The organism is Moraxella sp. CTOTU49097 (genome assembly GCF_032064105.1).
GTDB lineage: Bacteria > Pseudomonadota > Gammaproteobacteria > Pseudomonadales > Moraxellaceae > Faucicola > Faucicola osloensis_B.
Window position 1 is genome coordinate 72749 of the sequence record NZ_DAMBOA010000008.1, and the last position, 19929, is coordinate 92677.

19 protein-coding genes are annotated in these 19929 nt (G+C 44.1%); 11 read left to right on the forward strand and 8 right to left on the reverse strand.

Annotated elements, in window-relative coordinates; genetic code table 11:
- Positions 1-46 precede the first annotated feature (46 nt).
- The 5 genes from RT064_RS06780 (at position 47) to adk (ending at position 5462) form a co-directional block, all read left to right on the forward strand.
- The gene (locus RT064_RS06780; RefSeq protein ID WP_313062574.1) at positions 47-2131 is read left to right on the forward strand and encodes a heme lyase CcmF/NrfE family subunit; all 2085 of its coding nucleotides are present in this window, start codon (positions 47-49) and stop codon (positions 2129-2131) included.
- The gene (locus RT064_RS06785) at positions 2118-2693 is read left to right on the forward strand and encodes a DsbE family thiol:disulfide interchange protein (RefSeq protein ID WP_313062575.1); all 576 of its coding nucleotides are present in this window, start codon (positions 2118-2120) and stop codon (positions 2691-2693) included. The genes RT064_RS06780 and RT064_RS06785 overlap by 14 nt, the downstream gene beginning before the upstream one ends.
- 41 nt (positions 2694-2734) lie before the next feature.
- Positions 2735-3265, forward strand: coding sequence for a cytochrome c-type biogenesis protein (locus RT064_RS06790; protein WP_472796504.1), 531 nt, complete (start codon positions 2735-2737; stop codon positions 3263-3265).
- A complete protein-coding gene (gene ccmI / locus RT064_RS06795; RefSeq protein ID WP_313062577.1) occupies positions 3265-4545 on the forward strand; it encodes a c-type cytochrome biogenesis protein CcmI in 1281 nt (426 codons plus the stop codon). The genes RT064_RS06790 and ccmI overlap by 1 nt, the downstream gene beginning before the upstream one ends.
- 260 nt (positions 4546-4805) lie before the next feature.
- Entirely contained in the window at positions 4806-5462 is a 657-nt protein-coding gene (gene adk / locus RT064_RS06800; RefSeq protein WP_313062578.1) for an adenylate kinase, read from the forward strand.
- A gap of 153 nt (positions 5463-5615) precedes the next feature.
- Here the strand turns inward: adk and rpsT are convergent, their stop codons facing one another.
- The gene (gene rpsT / locus RT064_RS06805; RefSeq protein WP_065263785.1) at positions 5616-5885 is read right to left on the reverse strand and encodes a 30S ribosomal protein S20; all 270 of its coding nucleotides are present in this window, start codon (positions 5883-5885) and stop codon (positions 5616-5618) included.
- A gap of 351 nt (positions 5886-6236) precedes the next feature.
- Between rpsT and RT064_RS06810 the strand changes: the two genes are divergently transcribed.
- The 5 genes from RT064_RS06810 to RT064_RS06830 all read left to right on the forward strand — a co-directional run bounded on the left by RT064_RS06810 (position 6237) and on the right by RT064_RS06830 (position 13041).
- Positions 6237-6950 carry an NAD-dependent epimerase/dehydratase family protein gene (locus RT064_RS06810; protein WP_313062579.1) on the forward strand — a complete coding sequence of 238 codons (714 nt, stop codon included), beginning with the start codon at positions 6237-6239 and terminating at the stop codon, positions 6948-6950.
- Positions 6951-6994: 44 nt separating this feature from the next.
- Positions 6995-7510 (forward strand): ribonuclease E activity regulator RraA, encoded by a 516-nt coding sequence (rraA, locus tag RT064_RS06815; protein WP_313062591.1) that lies wholly within the window; start codon positions 6995-6997, stop codon positions 7508-7510.
- 166 nt (positions 7511-7676) lie between these two features.
- Positions 7677-8933 (forward strand): alanine racemase, encoded by a 1257-nt coding sequence (gene alr / locus RT064_RS06820; RefSeq protein ID WP_313062580.1) that lies wholly within the window; start codon positions 7677-7679, stop codon positions 8931-8933.
- A gap of 232 nt (positions 8934-9165) precedes the next feature.
- Positions 9166-12768: a transcription-repair coupling factor gene (gene mfd, locus RT064_RS06825; RefSeq protein ID WP_313062581.1), complete on the forward strand. Its 3603-nt coding sequence runs from the start codon at positions 9166-9168 to the stop codon at positions 12766-12768.
- Positions 12769-12837: 69 nt separating this feature from the next.
- Positions 12838-13041 (forward strand): oxidoreductase-like domain-containing protein, encoded by a 204-nt coding sequence (locus tag RT064_RS06830; protein WP_313062582.1) that lies wholly within the window; start codon positions 12838-12840, stop codon positions 13039-13041.
- Between the two features lie 407 nt (positions 13042-13448).
- On the opposite strand, the gene RT064_RS06835 is transcribed toward RT064_RS06830, so the two are convergent.
- Together RT064_RS06835 and ccoS are read right to left on the reverse strand one after the other, a co-directional pair.
- Complete coding sequence (locus tag RT064_RS06835) at positions 13449-14384, reverse strand: sulfite exporter TauE/SafE family protein (protein ID WP_313062583.1); 936 nt, start codon at positions 14382-14384, stop codon at positions 13449-13451.
- A gap of 91 nt (positions 14385-14475) precedes the next feature.
- Positions 14476-14706, reverse strand: a complete 231-nt coding sequence (gene ccoS / locus RT064_RS06840; protein WP_050325577.1) for a cbb3-type cytochrome oxidase assembly protein CcoS — start codon at positions 14704-14706, stop codon at positions 14476-14478.
- Positions 14707-14984: 278 nt separating this feature from the next.
- On the opposite strand from ccoS, the gene RT064_RS06845 reads away from it, so the two are divergent.
- Positions 14985-15320, forward strand: coding sequence for a rhodanese-like domain-containing protein (locus tag RT064_RS06845; protein WP_313062584.1), 336 nt, complete (start codon positions 14985-14987; stop codon positions 15318-15320).
- A gap of 1 nt (position 15321) precedes the next feature.
- Here the strand turns inward: RT064_RS06845 and RT064_RS06850 are convergent, their stop codons facing one another.
- The 5 genes from RT064_RS06850 to lipA all read right to left on the reverse strand — a co-directional run bounded on the left by RT064_RS06850 (position 15322) and on the right by lipA (position 19914).
- Positions 15322-15999, reverse strand: coding sequence for a YdcF family protein (locus tag RT064_RS06850; RefSeq protein WP_313062585.1), 678 nt, complete (start codon positions 15997-15999; stop codon positions 15322-15324).
- Positions 15974-17083 (reverse strand): UDP-N-acetylmuramate dehydrogenase, encoded by a 1110-nt coding sequence (murB, locus tag RT064_RS06855; RefSeq protein ID WP_313062586.1) that lies wholly within the window; start codon positions 17081-17083, stop codon positions 15974-15976. The genes RT064_RS06850 and murB overlap by 26 nt, the downstream gene beginning before the upstream one ends.
- A gap of 126 nt (positions 17084-17209) precedes the next feature.
- Entirely contained in the window at positions 17210-17644 is a 435-nt protein-coding gene (locus RT064_RS06860) for an RNA-binding S4 domain-containing protein (protein WP_036598052.1), read from the reverse strand.
- A gap of 196 nt (positions 17645-17840) precedes the next feature.
- Positions 17841-18728 (reverse strand): alpha/beta fold hydrolase, encoded by an 888-nt coding sequence (locus RT064_RS06865; RefSeq protein WP_313062587.1) that lies wholly within the window; start codon positions 18726-18728, stop codon positions 17841-17843.
- 112 nt (positions 18729-18840) lie between these two features.
- The gene (gene lipA / locus RT064_RS06870; protein WP_313062592.1) at positions 18841-19914 is read right to left on the reverse strand and encodes a lipoyl synthase; all 1074 of its coding nucleotides are present in this window, start codon (positions 19912-19914) and stop codon (positions 18841-18843) included.
- Between the last annotated feature and the right edge of the window lie 15 nt (positions 19915-19929).

The following is a 19929-nucleotide window of genomic DNA, read 5'->3' on the forward strand; positions in this document are numbered from 1 at the left end:
AAAATTCTACAGTGTGATAACCACTACAGCGATAGGAGCAGTGGGTATGTTAATTACTGAATTGGGCTATTTTGCGCTTATTTCAGCCTTGGTGATTGCCATTTTACAGGTTATTTTGCCAGCAGTCGGGGTGTTTAAACACCAACCTGCTTGGCAACGACTGGCGGGAAGTTTTGCCATTGCTCAGTTTTTGGCAACCGGTACGTCATTTTTGTGCCTGATGTATGGGTTTTATGCCAATGATTTTACGTTGATTTATGTCGCCAATCAGTCAAATTCTTTGCTGCCTTGGTACTATCGCCTATCCGCCACGTGGGGCGGGCATGAAGGCTCACTGTTATTGTGGGTCACCATTTTGGCGACTTGGGGCGCGGCGGTGGCTGTTTTTAGTCGAAGCTTGCCGCTTGCCATGCGCGCACGCGTGTTGGTGATTATAGCCTTTGTGCAAATGATGATGCTAAGCATGGTGATTTTTGTGTCGTCACCTTTTAATCGCAGTCTACCCAGCATCCCAGTGGATGGCAAAGATTTGAATCCACTACTGCAAGATCCTGGATTAATTTTTCATCCACCGATGCTGTATATGGGCTATGTGGGCGCGGTGGTACCGTTTGCCTTTGCCATGGCAGCATTGTGGGCAGGTCGGTTAGATGCGGTGTGGACGCGTTGGTCGCGTCCTTGGACACTAGCGGCTTGGTGCTGTTTGACCTTAGGGATTGTGTTTGGCTCAATGTGGGCATACAACGAGCTTGGTTGGGGCGGCTGGTGGTTTTGGGACCCTGTGGAAAACGCGTCGTTTATGCCTTGGCTCGGTGGGGTCGCATTATTACACTCATTGGCAGTTACCGAAAAGCGCGGCGTGTTCAAAGCTTGGACGATTATGTTGGCGATTTTCACTTTTGCCTTGAGTTTATTGGGTACGTTTTTGGTACGTTCGGGGGTCATTACCTCGGTTCACTCATTTGCCGCAGATCCCACCCGCGGTCTGTTTATCCTAGTGATTTTGGGCGTGGTAATCGGTGGCGGTCTGGCGATGTTTGCGTGGCGTGGTTGGCGCTTGACCCAAGAAAGCCATTATCAGCTTAAATCTCGTGAGACATTATTGGTCATCAATAACATTATTATATTAGTCGCAACCATCGTGGTGGTGATTGGCACACTTTACCCAATGCTGGCCGATGCGTTAAAACTGGGTCAAGTATCGGTGGGAGCGCCCTATTTTAATGCGTTATTTGTGCCGTTAACTTGGTTGTTATTGTTGTTTTTAGCCATTGGACCTGTCAGCCGTTGGAAAAAAGACACCCGTCCATTGTTAGGTATAGGCTTGGCGATTTTAGCCAGTTGTTTTGTGTTAGCCGGGGTTTTAAGCTATTTCTTGGTCAGTAGCATTAACATCAATATCTTTATGTCAGCGGCATTGTGTTTATGGGTGTTGGTATGGATGGTGATTGATATCAAAGACAAAACCCGTAACGCGCGCTCGCTGGGCGCTGGGCTAAAACGTCTGCACATGGGCTATTGGGGAATGCAGCTGGCGCATTTGGGTATTTTGCTATCCGTGATGGGCATTGCCATTACCACAAGCTTAAGTATCGAAAAAGACATTGCCATGCAAAAAAACCAATCGGTTGAAGTACAAGGTTACCAGTTCACGATGGATGAGCTAAAAAAAATCCGCGGTGCCAACTTTGATGCCACCCAAGCGGTGGTCAGTGTTCGTAAAAACAACCAACTGGTTGCCACCCTTTATCCAGAAAAACGCCATTATGTGGTCAGTCAAATGCCCATGACCGAAGCGTCTATCCAGTACAACCCATTAAGAGATATCTACATGGCAATGGGTGAGCCGATTTTGGACGCCAATCAAAGCGAAGCCGATGCCAATAAATGGGCGGTGCGTATCTATATCAAACCTGGCGTACGCTGGGTGTGGTGGGGTGGTTTTGTCATTGCACTGGGTGCGACTTTAAGTATGTTTGATAAACGCTATCGTAAACTGCCGAGACTTGCTGATATAAGTGATGATAAGTCGGGGAATTTGGCAGCGATTAACACCCCAGCGGCAATCGCCCCCGTGTTAGTAAAAAATGACAGTGAATTAGGTCAGGAGAGTGCTCATGGCAATGCGTAAAAGACAACTTTGGTTTTTGATTCCTTTGGTGCTTTTTTTGATTATCATTGCGCTGTTTTATACACGGTTGGGCAAAGATACCACGGTAGTGACCAACACCTCGCTCAATCGCGCTTTGCCAAGCTTTAGCTTACCGTCTTTGGGTAACTCATCACAAATGATTACCCAAGCACAGCTACCCAAACAGCCTTTTTTACTCAATGTATGGGCGTCTTGGTGTGTGACTTGTAAAGTTGAACACCCGTTTTTATTGCAAATGTCAAAAGCCGGCGTACCGATTGTTGGGGTCAATTATAAAGATGAAACCAAAGACGCGCTTGATTATCTTAACACCCATGAAGACCCATTTACCCTCAATGTGCAAGATAAAGAAGGTAATTTTGGCATTGATTTGGGTCTGACAGGTGTGCCAGAGTCATTTGTGGTTGATGGCAAAGGCAATGTGCGCCAGCATATCTTGGGTGAAATCAACGAAGAGCGCTACAACAAACAAGTATTGCCTTGTATGACTGCGCTACGTGAACAAGCCGCCGATGCTAAAATCCGTGAGGTGTGCCAATGAGTATCACATTTGCAAAAATTCTTCATTTGATAGTCAGGGCGATGGCTATGGTGTTGCTAGTCGCAGGGTTATCCATGTCTGCTTGGGCAAACATTGATACCTACCAATTTGACAACCCGCGCCAAGAAGCCCAGTATCGTGCGCTCATTGAAGAATTTCGTTGTCCAAAATGTCAAAACCAAAACTTGGCAGGTTCCGATGCGCCAATTGCACAAGATTTAAAACAAAAGACTTATGACATGGTCAAAGACGGTCGTTCCGACGCTGAAATTCGCCAGTATATGAATGAGCGTTACGGTGACTTTATTAGCTATAAACCACCTGTGCGCCCATCCACCTGGATTTTATGGTTTTTTCCGCCTGTGTTGTTGGTGTTTGTGATGCTGGCTTGGTTTATTCGTAACCGTAATTCGTCAAAACGTGCCGCTGTCATCGCCAACCCCATAGAAGACGGCTATGCGCCACTCTCAGCCGCCGAACAACAGCGATTACAAGACTTGTTAAACGCCAATGATAACGCTGCCAATGCTAAAACTAGTGAAATCAATCAAGCAGCGGCTAAGGAAAATTAATGTCAACGCTAATTATTTTTATCATTGTTGCGCTTCTGTTTGCTATCACGCTTGCGGTATTTATTTTGTTACCTTGGTTGCAAACCCAAGACCATCACGTTATTGCCAATCGCGCTGATAATCAGCTACTAACGCTCAATATTGAAGTATTTAAACAACGGTTGGTAGAACTTGATACTGATTTTGACGAGGGTCAAATCGATGAGGCGACTTATCAAACTCAAAAACTGGCGTTAGAGCGTCAATTATTAGACATCAGTGACAATCAAGATACCAGCCATTTTACCCCCAATTGGAAAAGCCGTCTGATAGTTATCATCTGGATTCCACTATTATCTGCGATGGCTTATGTGATGATTGCCGACCGCACGCCCGTCTATCAGTTATGGGATGCACAAAATCGCTTGGGACAAGTCGCGGATGATTTACTGACCGCAAAAATCGATACGCCACCTGAATGGGCGACCAAAGACAGCGTGGGACTTATTAGTACCATGCAAACCAACGTGCATCATCATGCCACCGATCCGCTACGTTGGTTTCGTCTCTCTGAAGTGTTTGTAGCCTTGCAAGCACCCGAGCAAGCGATTGAAGCCTTGGCAAGGGCGTATCGTCTCAATCCTGATGATGAAAAAATCGCCATCACCTACGCGCAAACCAGCTTTTTTACCCAAGGCGGGGTAATGGATGACAAAACCCGTCAGGTGGTTGAGCATATTCTAGCCAAAAGTCCCAAACACCAAGGCGCACAAATGCTGATGGCAATGGGCGAAATGCGAGCGGGTAACTACGCGCAGTCTCGAAAATGGGTAGAATTGCTACGCAGCGAAATCCAAGCGCGTCCTGGCGATCATACCCAAGCCTTAAGCAGCTTATCTGAACTTGAGCAGACTATCAACCAGCGGGAAGCCCAAGGCAAGCAGGCGATTACAGTCAATGTCAAAGTCACCCCTGAGATATTAGGGCGGGTGAAAAAAGGCGAAAGCTTATTTGTTAATGTGCGTAAGATGGCAGGTGGTCCCCCTGTTGCTGCCAAAAAACTGTCAGCAGATACTTTAACTATCAATGGTATGGCAATTAACATCAGCGATAACGACAGCATCATGCCGACGATGACCTTAAGCTCGGCGATTAGCACGAATGAGCCATTAGTGATTACTGCCCGGGTTAGTGCCTCAGGTGACGCCATGCCGCAAAGTGGTGACTTGACGAGTAACCCCGTACCGCTAGAGAAAACGGCTGACTCGACAACGGTATTGATTGATAAAATCGTGCCTTAAATCATAATAAAACTCCCTTGATTGAATAGGGGCTTAATTGAATAGGGGGTGGGTTAAATTTTGCCACATTTTTATTTTTAATACCCCTATCAATTTAAATTATTTTGCAAAAATTGCTTGAGATTTTAGCGGTTAACGAGTATTGTTAACCCAGTATTTCAAAACTGTTAGTTATTCGAACACACCATTTGTGGGTCTTTTTTGCTATTGCAGTAATGAGATAGGGCGATTTTAATAATTTCGACTTAAGGAATAGGTTTATGAAGCGTATTATTCTTTTAGGGCCACCTGGCGCTGGTAAGGGTACCCAAGCACAAATCATCACCAAGGAATTTAATATTCCACAAATTTCAACAGGTGATATGCTACGTGCCGCTATCAAAGAAGGTACTGAGCTTGGCAAACAAGCCAAAAGTATCATGGATGCCGGTGGACTTGTCTCAGATGATTTAATTATCAACCTAGTTAAGGCCCGTATTGCGCAGCCAGATTGCGCCAACGGCTGTATTTTTGATGGCTTTCCGCGTACCATTCCACAAGCGCAAGCGTTAGCAGATGCAGGCGTACACATTGATAACGTGGTAGAAATTGCAGTACCTGATGAAGACATCGTGTCTCGTTTGTCAGGTCGTCGCTCTCATCCTGCTTCAGGTCGCGTGTACCATGTGGTCTATAATCCACCCAAAGTGGCAGGTAAAGATGACGAAACCGGTGAAGATTTGGTTCAGCGTGAGGATGATAAAGAAGATACCATCCGCGATCGTTTAGCGACTTATCATAACCAAACAGAAGCTTTGGTTGGTTTTTATCAAGACTTGGCAAAATCGGGTCAAAACGCGCCTCGTTATGCCAAATTTGATGGTACACAAGCGATTGATAAAGTCAGTGAGCAAGTCCTTGCCGAATTAAAAGCATAATGAAACGCATCAATGGGCTTTTAGGTAAGCTAAATAAAAAAAGCTGAAATCGAAATTTCAGCTTTTTTTATAATTAAATAAATTTTATAACTAAATCAGTCTCAATAAAAAAGCCAATTCAATGTGAATTGGCTTTTTTAATGCAACAAACAATTAAGCAGTTTTAAGGGCTTTAATTGCTTTGTTTAAGCGGCTTTTATGACGTGCTGCTTTGTTTTTGTGAATCACGCCTTTGTCAGCAATACGGTCAATCACTGGAACTGCTTTTTTGTAAGCTTCAGTCGCTGCGTCGTAGTTTTTATCTTCAACGGCTTTTACCACATGTTTGATGAAAGTACGAACCATAGAACGTTGTGATGCTTTTAATTGACGACGTTTAACGTTTTGACGAGCGCGTTTGCGAGCTTGTGCAGAATTTGCCACGTAAATCTCCTTGGATTTGCAATATAAATCGATCTGTTAGTAAGTGAGCAGCCATTCGCTTATTACAGACACGGGTAGTTAGGGTTGCTTGAATCCTTGAATCACTAGACACGGAAACACAATTAACGATATCAAGCGGATTTAAAGCCCGCTATTTTAGCAAACTCACGCTACAATAACAACTTACTTCGGCAGATTATTCAGCGTATTTCGTCTATTGGCTAAAAAACCATCGCGCAATGCCCACCAACGCTGAAAAAAACGTATTTGTAGGTGAAAGTTTTGATTATCTGTGATTAAATAAAATGACATTAAAAACTCATAAAATATTCATACTGAGGTCATTGTTTTATGCAGCGCACAGCATTAATCATCGGTGCAACCGGCTTGGTAGGCAATTCACTACTGACCCAGCTTGGCAGTTTGTATCAAAAAGTCATTATCATTGCGCGCTCTCAGCCAAAAGGGTTGAGTGATTCGATGCATTTTTACCAGCTCAAAGATTTTAATCAAATGCATGAATTTGTGTCTGCGCTGTCGATTGGTAAAGACACCGATGCTTTTAGCTGTCTGGGTACCACTATTAAGGAAGCGGGTAGCGAAGCCGCCTTTCGACAAATCGATTTTACCTATAATGTCGAATTTGCAAAAGCTTGCAAACAAAAAGGCGTAGAACGGTTTTTTTTGTTATCGGCGATGGGCGCTAATGCCGACAGTCGCTTTTTTTATAACCGTATCAAAGGTGAGCTTGAGACCGCGATTGGCAATTTAGGCTTTCAAGAATTGGCAATTTTTCGTCCCTCTTTACTGCTTGGCAAACACAATGATCGTAAACTTGAAACCATCGCGCAGACGGCGTACAAACTTATCAAACCTATTGTGCCTAAAAAACTGCCTGTCCGTCCCATAGAAGCGGATAGGGTGGCGATGGCAATGGCGCTGGTGAGTAACAATTGGCACATCAAACATACTTATGAAAAATCTGCTAATCGCGTCGATACCGCCAAAAAAACCCAAGTTATCAGTAACGGTGACATGCTAGCGATGACGCGGTTTAGAAACTAACCTTTCCAAGAAAACGATTGATTTAAGGAACGATGATGAGCGACATGACCTTACAAAATTTTATTACCTGCGATTTATTAGATGATAATCCAGAATGTCAAGTTTGTGCACCCAACATGGAAGGCAAACGCTTTTTTAGCTATGGCGGTAACACAAAATTTGGCGGTGAAGTGGTAACCGTCAAATGCTTTGAAGACAATAGCCGGGTTAAAGAGCTGTTGGCCACGCATGGCAAAGATGAGAAAGGCAATGGCAAGGTTTTGGTGGTAGACGGTGGGGCATCAATGCGCTGCGCGTTGTTAGGTGATATGATTGCACAAAGTGGTGTTGATCATGGCTGGGCTGGCGTGATTGTGTATGGCTGTGTGCGAGATGTAGATGATATGGGCAAAATGCCAATCGGCGTACAAGCGCTCGGCGCCATTCCCCGCAAATCTAATCGCAAAGGGGTAGGCGATGTAGGCGTGACGCTAAATTTTGGCGGAATGACGATAAATAATGGCGACTTTGTGTATGCCGATAACAATGGCATGATTGTAAGTAAGACATCATTGCTTTAATGAGCTAAGTTAAGCTTCTAAACTAAAGAGTAGAATAGGTTGGTTAAAAAACCGCATCAATTGTTGATATATTAACTGGTTATGTGGCTTGACTGCGGTAACATCAGCGCATGAAAGCGCGTATTTTTTCTGATTTTTTTATTGTCATATCATTTTGGGAATTATTATGAAACTACATCAAACTTTGCTATCGCTTGCCATCGCCACCGTTATGTATCACGCTGCGCCCGCGCAAGCCGCGCCCGCGCTAACGTATGCTGGCGATAATCCTCATATCGTTAATCTTGCCAATACCAACGCTTGGCTTGAAATAGATACTGAGGCGTACGGGCATAATATTGAAGCGATGCGCGCACATCTAGGTGGTAAATCCCAAATCTGTGCGATTTTAAAAGCCGATGCCTATGGTTTTGGCATTGATAATTTGATGCCTACCGTGATTGAGCATCAAGTGCCTTGTATTGGTATTGCCAGTAACGAAGAAGCCCGTATCGCCCGCAAACACGGCTACAAAGGACGAGTGATGCGGGTGCGTACGGCGACCAACCAAGAAATTGAAGACGGCTTAAAATACAATGTCGAAGAGTTATTTGGTACCCTTAAACAAGCCCAAACTGCCAGTGATATCGCACGAGCAGCGGGCGTGGTCATTAATTTTCATATGGCACTCAACGACGGTGGCATGGACCGTAACGGCTTAGATTTGAGCGTTGAGAAATCTAAACAAGACGCTTTGGCAATTACCAAGCTTAAAAATCTCCACATCGTCGGTATCATGACCCATTTTCCTGTTGAGGATAAAGCCGATGTACAAAAAGGGTTGGCTAGTTTTAAACAAAACACCGATTGGCTGATTAAGACCGCTAAACTCGACCGTAAAAAACTCACCATCCATGCGGCGAATTCGTTTGTGTCGCTGAACGTGCCAGAAGGTTGGTTTGATATGGTGCGTCCAGGGGCGATTTTGTTTGGCGAGCCTTACTTTGAACGTCCAGATTTTAACTACATCATGTCGTTCAAAAGCCGTGTGGCTAGCGTCAATTTCTATCCTAAAGGCTCAACGGTTGGCTATGACCGCACTTATACCTTGACACGAGATAGCTATTTGGCAAATCTACCATTTGGTTATTCAGACGGCTACCGTCGCGCCTTTACCAACAAAGGTCATGTCTTAATTAATGGTCATAAAGTCCCGGCATTGGGCAAAATCTCGATGAATACCACCATGGTCGATGTCACTGATTACCCCGATGTCAAAGCAGGCGATGAGGTGGTTATCTTTGGTAAACAAGGTAGTGCCGAAATCACCCAGTCGGAAATCGAAGATATCACAGGTACACTCTTTACCGAAATCTACGCCAACTGGGGTAACTCAAATCCTAAATTTGTCAAAGCGCAAACCACCAAATCGCTCAAAAAATAACGTCAGCTTGACAAAAAAGCACCGTCAAATTGGCGGTGCTTTTTTTGCATATCACTTTGGTAAAGAACGCTAGATTGCTGCATTGCAGGGATAAAGTGTTAAAGTGTTATTGCCAAAAAGTCTGCTAAAACACTGCTATTTTAGCTTTAATTTTTCAGCAAAAACCCCCACAATAACGTCATTATTTTTCGCCTTTTTAATCAAAAGACTTATAACCAAAAGACCGATAACAATGACGAATGCTACGCACCTACTGTCTCATCTTTCCTTTCGCCTTAACCAATCGTTGTTTGACAATGCTAAGCATGACAAAAAATGGCTGGGCAACTTACAAGGCATGACCCAAGCCTTATGGCTCACTAGCCTTACTAGCAGTGATAGCGGTCAGCAAAACCACCTAAAAGTCGTCGTGACCGGTGACCAAAATCAGCTCAATCAGCTTGAAACAGAGTTGGCATTTAGTGGGGTTGATGCCCATGTGTTTCCTGATTGGGAAACGCTCACCTATGATGAACTGTCACCGCACCATGACATTGTCTCTGAGCGGATTCATTTGCTTACCCATATGCCAACTGATGGTATTTTGCTGATTTCGGTGCAGACCTTAATGCACCGTGTCGCCCCTGCATCATGGTTATTGGGTCAACACTTTGATTTGTCAGTGGGTGACACCTTTGATGTGGCAACCGAACGTCGAAAACTGGCGACCGCGGGCTATCATGCAGTAGATAATGTCTTTGAGCCGGGGGAATTTGCTGTGCGTGGTAGCGTGATTGATTTGTTTGCCATTGGTCAGCCGTTTCCGGTTCGCATTGATTTGTTTGATGATGAGATTGAGAGTATCCGTTTTTTTAACCCACAAACCCAGCGTAGCTTGACCCAAGCGGATTTGGACGAATTAAAAGACAGTGACCCCCATCAATATGTAAAGTTTATGAATAGTCAAAAAAAATCGGGTGAAACCATCGGTAAAATTACTAGCTTTCAGATTTTACCCGCGCGAGAATTTCCCCTGGATGAGGGTAAAGAAACGTTTCGCGCCAATTTTGCCAGCACCTTTGCCAACACATCCGCCCGCCGTTTTGAGCTGTTTAACGATGTGATGAACGGCATTGCACCGGCGGGGGTGGAGTATTATCAGCCATTATTTTTTGACACCGATACTTGGCAAAATGGCTCGGATTTTTTTAGTTATTTGCCCAAAGATAGCTTGTTTATCGTCGATAATCAAATAGAGACGGCTTACCAAAATTTTTGGCAACAAATCCAAACTCGCTACAATGACCGCAGGCACGATATCGAAAAACCGATTGTGGCACCGCAAGATTTGTATCTAGCAGAACATATCTTTAACGAAAAAATTGCCCAATATCCTCGCATTATCACCAGCGAACAACCAATTGATGACACCAAAGCGGGGGCAATCAATGCATTGGTTGACACACCCCCTGATTTAACCGTTGACCATAAACTTGCTGAGCCACTGCAAAGACTGATGGCATTTCGCGAGCAATTTACTAAACCGATATTATTGGTTGCCGAAACTGCGGGTCGCCGTGAGATTTTATCGGAGCTGTTGCAAAAACGCTTTAATTTACAAAGTGTTTCAGGATTGACCGATTTTCTTGCAAACATGGATGAGGCGCATAGCACTACGATTGCCTTGACCATTGCACCGATTGAGCGAGGCGCGTTGCTTCCCGATAAGTTTGCGATTATCTCAGAAACCCAGTTGTTTGGACGGCAGGTGTTACAGACTCGCCGCCGTCGCCAAAGCGATGTATCTGATGAATTTTTGGTTAAATCGGTCAGTGAGCTTAATATCGGCGACCCTGTGGTGCATATTGATTTTGGTATTGGGCGTTATCAAGGCTTGATTACGCTTGAGATTGATAGACAATTGCAAGAGTTCATCCATCTTACCTATGCAGATGATGCCAGTGTGTATGTGCCTGTGGCAAATCTGCAGCTTATCAGCCGTTATGCGGGTGGCGACGCGGCAACCGCACCGCTTCACACCATAGGTAGCGGTAAATGGGATAAAGCCAAAGCCAAAGCACTCAGCCAAATTCATGATGTAGCAGCGGAACTGCTCAACGTGCAAGCCCGCCGTGATGCCAAAGTGGGCATTAACTTCCCAATTGACCAAATCCAGTATGACCTATTTGCCAGTCAATTTGCGTTTGAAGAAACGCCCGACCAAGCCAATGCCATTGAAGCGGTTAAGTTTGATATGAAGCAAAATAAGCCCATGGACAGGCTGGTGTGCGGTGATGTCGGTTTTGGTAAAACCGAAGTGGCAATGCGTGCCGCTTTTATTGCGGTGCAAGCAGGTTATCAAGTGGCAGTGCTAGTACCGACGACGCTGCTTGCTGGACAACACGAAGACAACTTTTTGGATCGATTTGCTGATTGGCCCATTCGTATTGAAAGCCTGTCTCGCTTTGGCACCAAAAAACAGCACGATGCGATTCTCAAAGGCTTAGCCGAAGGTAAAATTGATATCGTCATCGGTACCCACCGAATTTTGCAGGAAGATGTCAAGTTTGCTAACTTAGGTCTGATGATTGTTGATGAAGAGCACCGTTTTGGCGTCCGAGATAAAGAGCGTATCAAAGCCATGCAATCGGATGTTGACGTACTATCGATGACCGCAACACCCATACCACGTACCCTGAACATGGCGTTATCGGGTATGCGAAACATGTCGATTATCGCCACGCCCCCGGCAAGGCGGTTGGCAATTAAAACCTTTGTCATGCAAAAGTCTGATAACTTACTCAAAGAAGCGATTTTGCGTGAATTATTGCGTGGCGGACAGGTATTTTTACTGCATAACGATGTGGCAAGCATTGAGCGCATGGCAGAAACCGTGCGAGAGCTTGTGCCCGAATCTCGGGTGGCAGTGGCTCACGGTCAGATGAAAGAACGAGAGCTTGAGCAAATCATGCAATCGTTTTACCACAAAAGACACAATGTGCTAGTGTGTACCACCATTATCGAAACAGGCATTGATATCCCCAATGCCAACACCATTATCATCAACCGCGCCGATAAATTCGGGCTTGCCCAGCTTCACCAACTGCGCGGCCGCGTCGGGCGTAGTCACCACCAAGCTTACTGTTATCTGCTAGTGCCTTCGATTAAAGGCTTGACCAGCGACGCCCAAAAGCGCCTTGATGCCATCAGCCGTGCCAATACATTGGGGGCAGGCTTTATGCTTGCCAGTGAAGACCTTGAGATTCGTGGGGCGGGTGAGCTGCTGGGCAAAAACCAAAGCGGCAATATGCAAGCGGTTGGTTTTAACCTGTATATGGATATGTTAAACCGTGCCACCAAAGCCATCAAAGCAGGTAAACAACCTGATTTGAACACCCCATTATCGCTAACCAGTGACATTAATCTGCATTTGTCGGCACTTATTCCTGAAGATTATCTGGGTGATGTCCATCAGCGGCTATTGTTTTATAAAAAAATCGCCAATGCTGAAGACTATGACAGCCTAATTAGCATTCGTAGCGAAATGCTAGACCGTTTTGGCAGTTTGCCGGAGCCGACCAAAAATTTATTTGCCATTCACCAAATCCGCTTAATGGCTGAAGCGCTGGAGATTAGCAAGATTGATGGCAATGAGCGGCAAGTCACCTTTGAGTTTTCATCAAGCACCCCTGTGGAAGCCATTACCATTATTGGGCTTATTCAGTCGAATCCGAAAAAGTTTAAAATGAATGGCGCGACAGGGCTAAAAATGATGGATGACAAAGCCCTTGCTACGCCAGAAGGACGGATTGACGCGGTGAAAAATCTTATAGAGAAATTATCTTTAAAAGCGTGATGATGACCTGATAATAAATAATTATTGGCTCATCATAAGCGTGTTATAGCGAAAAAGAAGATTTAGAAAATGATGGAAAATCAATTACCTAATGGCGAACGCCTAATTGAAGAACCTACTTATCCTGAAGATTGGGAATGTTGCGACAACGGCTGCGAAGAACTATGCGTGTATGAAATTTACCGCGTTCAAAAACAAGCCTATGACGAACAGCAACAGCGACTCAAAAGCGTGCCAAAACTACTTAGCGGCACTGACAAACCTGCTCAGTAGCTGGATTATTCTTCAATAAAAGTAATTTTTTGTAAATTCATATTCCTGTTACAAGAATTTCATGCTAATGTCATCAAACTCACGTTAAATATCATGACGTTATGAAGTTGCATTGATAACGTAAAATAGTAACTAGTAAGTAAACAACTAAAAAATGGCAAAAGCCTTAAAATGAATAAAAAATCCATAATCATTGGATAAAGAAGGATAGGAGTAAAAAATGTTAGATATGTTAAATGAAGCGTTTGAATATGAAACCGATATCATCTACCTTGACGAAGGCGATGACGCAGTAGAAATGTAAACTGCAAGTTAAGCTTAAAACGTAAAAATTCGCAACCGATAACCTCTTAATATACCGATTAAGAGGTTTGTTTTTTTGGGCAATATAAATGAATGATTAGTGACTAGTGATTATGACTGGTACTGGCAGACATCGCCATCTCATGGTGCTTATCGTTCATATCCTGCATATTGTGCATGTTGTGATTCATGTTATGGTTCATATCATCACTCATATTATGGTTCATAGGCATAGTAGTCGGCATGGTAGTCGAAGCTGTCACAGAAGCAGGATTAGACGCAGAATGATTCATTGTCGACATATCATGGTGCATACTCGTCTCATTCATGGCATGACTGTGTGAACCTTGATTATGTGAACCATGGTTATGGTTATGGTGCATCATCATCGGAATAAAAATCACCGCAAGCCCAGACAACATCATAATCACCCCATTAATTTGGCGAAGGCGAAAATTTTTAATACTCGACTGTAGCATCCCCACAGTTTTTTGTGTGGCAATCAACATCGGCATCGTACCCAGCCCAAATACAAACATCAGAGCCGCCCCTGTAGCGATGTTGTTGCCAGCAATCGCCATCATGAGCGCACCATACACCAATCCACACGGCAAAAATCCCCAAAGCAAGCCAGCAAACAAGGCTTTACCAAAGCTATCAATCGGAAACACTTTTTTGCGTATCGGGGCAAGCGATTGCCAAAAGCGCATCCCTACTTTTTCTAACTGATTAAAAAGCGGTAACCCAAGCATCGCAAGCCCAATTAACACCAGTACCGCACCCAGTACAATTCTTGGCGCACTGTTACTCATAATGGACTGAAAGATTGCCACCCCAACAAGACTGGCAATCAACCCAAGCAAGGCATAACTGATAAGTCGTCCAACATGATACGTCAAAATCAAGCCATTTTTTTTGCTGTCCGATACATGCTGCATCGACAGCCCAAAAGCCGTCACAATGCCACCGCACATCCCCAGACAGTGCGGTGAGCCAAACAATCCCATGCTAAAGGCTGCCAAAAATAATGCCCAGGTCATAAAATGCTCCAAAAAAGTCTAAAAATTTTTCAAAAGAAAGTAAACAAATCAATAGAAACAAATCAGCAGGAAGAAAGATAACCCCAACACGTTATTTTTGCTCGTCAGTAGGGTCTTGTATTTTTGGGGGCTGAGAAGATGAAGGCTTGGCGGGATTTTGCCCTAATTGTTCGCGGCGAAATTGTCTGTCATCCAAAATGACCCGTTGGGATTCATTGTCCAAATCGTCAAATTGGCGTGATTTGATGGCGTAATAAATGGCAAAAATACCCAATACAAATAGCACTAAACTAATAGGAATCAAAAAATACATGCTTTGCATCGTGCATCCCCATTACTTGGCGTAAACAAGCGAATTAAGTTAAAAAAACCATTATACGCTTATTTTGCCATAAATAAATGCGGCAAAATGTCGCAGCGTTGCTGTAGCAATTAAATAGCAGCAATCAAATAGCCTTTAGTATGCTTACAAAACAAACACATGGGTTGCAAATCAAAGCAACTCAGTGATTTGAGTGCGAATAATGAATGCTATAATAATAGCAGGTTAAACATTGAGGTTTAACTTGGTTTTAAAACTCAAAATTCTACAAGGAAATTATGATGTTGATGCCTAAAATCTTTAAGCCTTCTCTTAAACTTTCAAAAAAACAGTTGCTTGCCTTAGGCGCGGCTGTCATGGTTGGTGCATTATTGATGCCAACAGCAAACGCGGCGACAGTGGTCATTGATGTACGTACCCCAGAAGAGTATTCTGTGAATCATCCCGCAGGCGCCATTAACATTCCACACAATGAATTACTTGCCAAAATAACGGCGCAAGGCATTGCAAAATCAGATACCATTAAGGTGTATAGCCGTGGTGGCGGTCGTGCCCAACAAGCCAAGTCTGCTTTACAATCAGCTGGCTATACCAATGTAGAGATTCAAAAATAACTTATTTATTGGTCGGTTGGCAATCGTATTGGGGTTTGAAAAGATCGCGAGCGAATGCCAACAATTCATATAAAGCACGTCTTGAGTGCTGCAGGTTCTGATCAAAATGCTGCCAATCATTTGCCTTTGGTAATGGGGCGATACTTGGGACAGTAGCCACGCCATTGAGGGCAAACTGCCGTCTTGAGCGGTTCATATGATAAGTATCAGTTACCAAAATTACCTGTTTGACATTGACCATTTCTGCGGTATATTTTGCATTTTGACAGGTGTTAAAGCTGTTTTTTTCTGCCACGACCCATATAATGCCTTTTTTTTGCAGCCACTTTGCCATCCACGGCGCCTCCTTACCACTGACGATGATGGGTAAGCCAGTCTGCTGATACACTTGGCTGGCTTTAATCAATCGACTTTCGGTAAATTGGTTAATCACAATCTCATTTTGCTGGTTATTGGTTAATCCGCCACCTAATACCACAATCGCCGTTGCAGGATTGACGCTCACCGCCGATTCTGGCAGGCGATAACAATCTAAGATAAACAATACAATGGTAGAAAACAGCGGTGTGAAAAAACTGAGTGTGATTAAACACCCCACCAATACAACAACGGTCAAAATCCGTTTGATGGTTAAAAAAAATCGCTCAAGGTAATTAATGAGCTTGGCGAATGCTACCATCAGATTCAATCCAAACCGGTTCAGCTTCCAATTTTATCCCAAATTTCTCAAGCACTATATCTTGTATAAACTGCATAGTTTTGGTAACATCACGTTGCGTCGCAACTTTTGGCGCATGGTTAGTCAATACTAGGGCTTGTTTTACATGCGTTAAAATCGGTGCAATGCCTTTACCCTTAAGCCCTGATTGGTCAATAAGCCAGCCCGCCGCAACTTTGCAGTAATCAGTCAAATTGCCTTGGGCATCTTTGACAGGATAATGCACCAGATTGGGATAGCTCTGCAGTAACTGATCAACTTGAGATTTGGCGACGATGGGGTTTTTAAAAAAGCTGCCACAATTGGGCAAGTCGTTGGTATCGGGCAGTTTACTTTGACGAATGTCGATGATGGCATTCATGGTATCCACGGGTGTGACTTCATCACGACCTGCTTGGCTCGCATAGTGCTGTGCAACTTTTGCCACATCCCCATACTGGGTATTGGGTTTGGCGGTTTTATTGAGGGTAAAAATGACGCTGGTAATGAGCCATTGCCCGGCTTGCTGTTTAAACAGGCTGTCACGGTAGCTAAATTGGCAATCAAATTTGCTTAGATGATGCCACGTTAAGCTCGGTATATGAAACGCTTTTACACTGTCTATCACATCTTCAGCTTGTACCCCATATGCACCGATGTTTTGTACGGGACTGCCACCGACCCAGCTTGGGATTAACGCCAAATTTTCCAGTCCATACCAACCTTGATTGACCGTGTCTACCACGAGCGTATGCCAATCCTCGCCGGCCATCACCTCAAGTGTTATCGTTTGGCTATCTTCAGACAGGATAGTTTTACCTTTAAGACTGGGTGACACCACAACCGCGTCCAACACTTCGGGCAAAATGATATTACTGCCATTAGATAGCACAACAAATGCTTGTTGATGGGCTGCCAGTTGTTTAAAAGTGGGCTCAATATCAGATAGTTGAGTTAAACGGATAAATTGTTTGGCTTGACAGGCTAATGCCATGGTATTGTATGCGCTAATATCCACATAGCTAGGATTAGCCTGCACAGGATTAGGTTCAAAAAAATTGGTCATAAAGATATCGTTAATAATCGGCAGAGGTGCTCATCGCCAGTGCAATGACTAGTGCAATGATAAAGTGCTTATTATAACGAAATATCACAGAGAAAATCGGGATTTTTATGACCCCATGACAGCCAATTAAAAACCTTCTTCATCACTGCCAAAATGGTTAATATCCCTAAAGCGGCTCAGCTGACGACGCTGTTTTTTATTTGGGCGATGATCTGGGCGGGCAAGATTGGCAAGTTTTTTCTGTTCGGTGAAAAATTCTCGTTGACTGATACTGGCATCGGTCTCCTGATAAAGCACACTGGCGGCAGTGGCATTGCCACGCACTTCAGACAGCGCTAACACCTTGACCGTCTTTTGGGTGTAATGATTGGCTGACCCTTGACGAATTGTCAATTCATCACCCACCGCTATTTCTTTACTAACCTTGACGCGATTGCCAAAATGGTGGACCCGTCCCGATTCAATCGCTTCCTTGGCTAGAGTACGGGTTTTATAAAACCTTGCTGCCCATAGCCATTTATCTAAACGCACTTTAATTTTATCAGTTGTACTCAATGACATTTCCTATAACTTAACTCCATGAATAACTTTAGATTAAATGGTTGTTTTTTCAAATCTTTCAATACATCACATCGATATTTCTAACAAGCAACTGGCGTGTCAAAGCGAGGCTAATAGTCTATTCATCATGACAGTTATACAACGCTGCTTAAACACTCAGCAGTCAGACTCATTGGCAAGACTCAGGGGTTTTCAGCTAATTGATATGGTGAGTGAGCCAAGCCAAAATATCGTCATACACTTGTTGGTGATTAGGCTCTAGCAAGATTTCATGGCGCATCGCTTCATATTGCTGCATGCTCACCGAGGCAAAATTATTTTTTTGCAAACGTTTAACAATACGCGGAATGCCTTTTCCCATCTGCCCAACGGGGTCATCTTTTCCGCTGACAAATAGTAGCGGTAACTGTCGGGGTACTTGTTGGTACCAATGCTTATTGGTGCCTGTTTGCATCAACGACATGAGCGCAAAATAGCCATTGTTGGTAAACTGAAAGCCGCAAAGCTTGTCATCAAGGTAGGCTTTTACTTGCTTAAGATCTGAATTCAACCAATTAAACCCTTGTAAATCGGGTTCTTTTCTAAAGGGTAGGTTATTAAATTGGTTTAAAATCTTGTCCAATACCGGATTAGTGCGGCGTGTGGTAAAGTGATTAAGATTTTTCGTCACCGGCACAAACAAGTTTGCCAATGGATTAAAATCTGAGGTACCCATAATCACTGCGCCCGCAAATCGCTCACCATAGCGCTGCACAATACAGCGAACGATAAATGACCCCATACTGTGACCCAAGATAAAATGGGGGATATCAGGGTATTTTTCAGCGATTAACTGCGCATGCGCCATCACATTGTCAATCATCAACTCAGCAGGATTAGGGTTACCCATATAGCCTAAGCATCCATTGTCATAGGCTTGCTGTCCATGACCTAAATGGTCAAACGTTAATACCGCAATATCATGATTTGCCAAAAATTGCGCAAAAGGTTGGTAGCGCCCTTGGTGTTCTGCCATGCCATGAACGATTAGTAACGTAGCAACAGGCGTCACCTTAGGCAGATAGAATGTATAGTTATTATTCATCGCAAATTTCCTGTGTGTTATTTTATAATTAGGGTAGCATAAAAAAGCCGTCTAATGACGGCTTTAAATCAACGCACAAATTCACAAATCAATGCACATATTAACGCAAAAATCAACAACCTGATTTTTTCATGTCCGCTTCTGATAACGGATTGGCACCACGGGTAGGGCGCGGGCAAGGCTCACCATAATATTGTCGATCGGCAAAATAGCTTGAGCGCACCATCGGGCCAGCCCAAATATTTGCAAAGCCCAATTTTTTACCGTGTGCAGTATAACGGTCGAATTCATCCGGATGCACAAATCTATCAACTGGGGCGTGCGATTTGCTTGGCTGCAAATATTGACCGATGGTAATTAAATCGACATCATGCGCCTTTAAATCATCGAGTAAGGCATAAACCTCTTCTTCAGTCTCGCCAAGACCCACCATAAAACCACATTTGGTGACGATATCCGAGCGACGCGCTTTGTAATCTTTTAACAGCTGTAATGAGTGCTGATAATCTGACCCTGGGCGAAACGCTTTATACAAACGTGGCACGGTTTCGATATTGTGGTTAAATACGTCAGGCGCTGTGTCACTTAAGATATCAAGTGCCACTTGCTCACGACCCCGAAAATCAGGCACTAAAATCTCAATCAAGCAATTAGGGCTTAACTGACGAGATTCTTTAATGACATTGGCAAAATGTTCCGCGCCGCCGTCACGCAAATCATCTCGGTCAACCGAGGTAATCACCGCATACTTTAACCCTAATCCGGCAATGGTCTCAGCGGTGTGAATCGGCTCAAGCTCATCGAGCGCATTGGGGCGACCATGCGCCACATCACAAAATGGGCAGCGACGGGTACAAATATCTCCCATAATCATAAAGGTCGCGGTACCATCACCAAAACATTGAGGTAGGTTAGGACAAGCCGCTTCTTCACACACCGTATACAGCTTTTGTTCACGCAAGGTTGACTTAATGCGTGCCACTTCACTCGGCGATGATAGTTTGACGCGAATCCAGTCAGGTTTTTTTGGGGTTTCTACCGTTGGAATGATTTTAATCGGAATACGGGCAACTTTATCATGGCCACGTAGTTTTTCACCCACTTCAGGACGTTTTGGCTTGTCGCGAGCGATGGGTCTATCGGTGTGCGGCGTTGAAGGGGCAAAAGTTTGTACAGTGTCGGTCATTGCTATGATTAATCC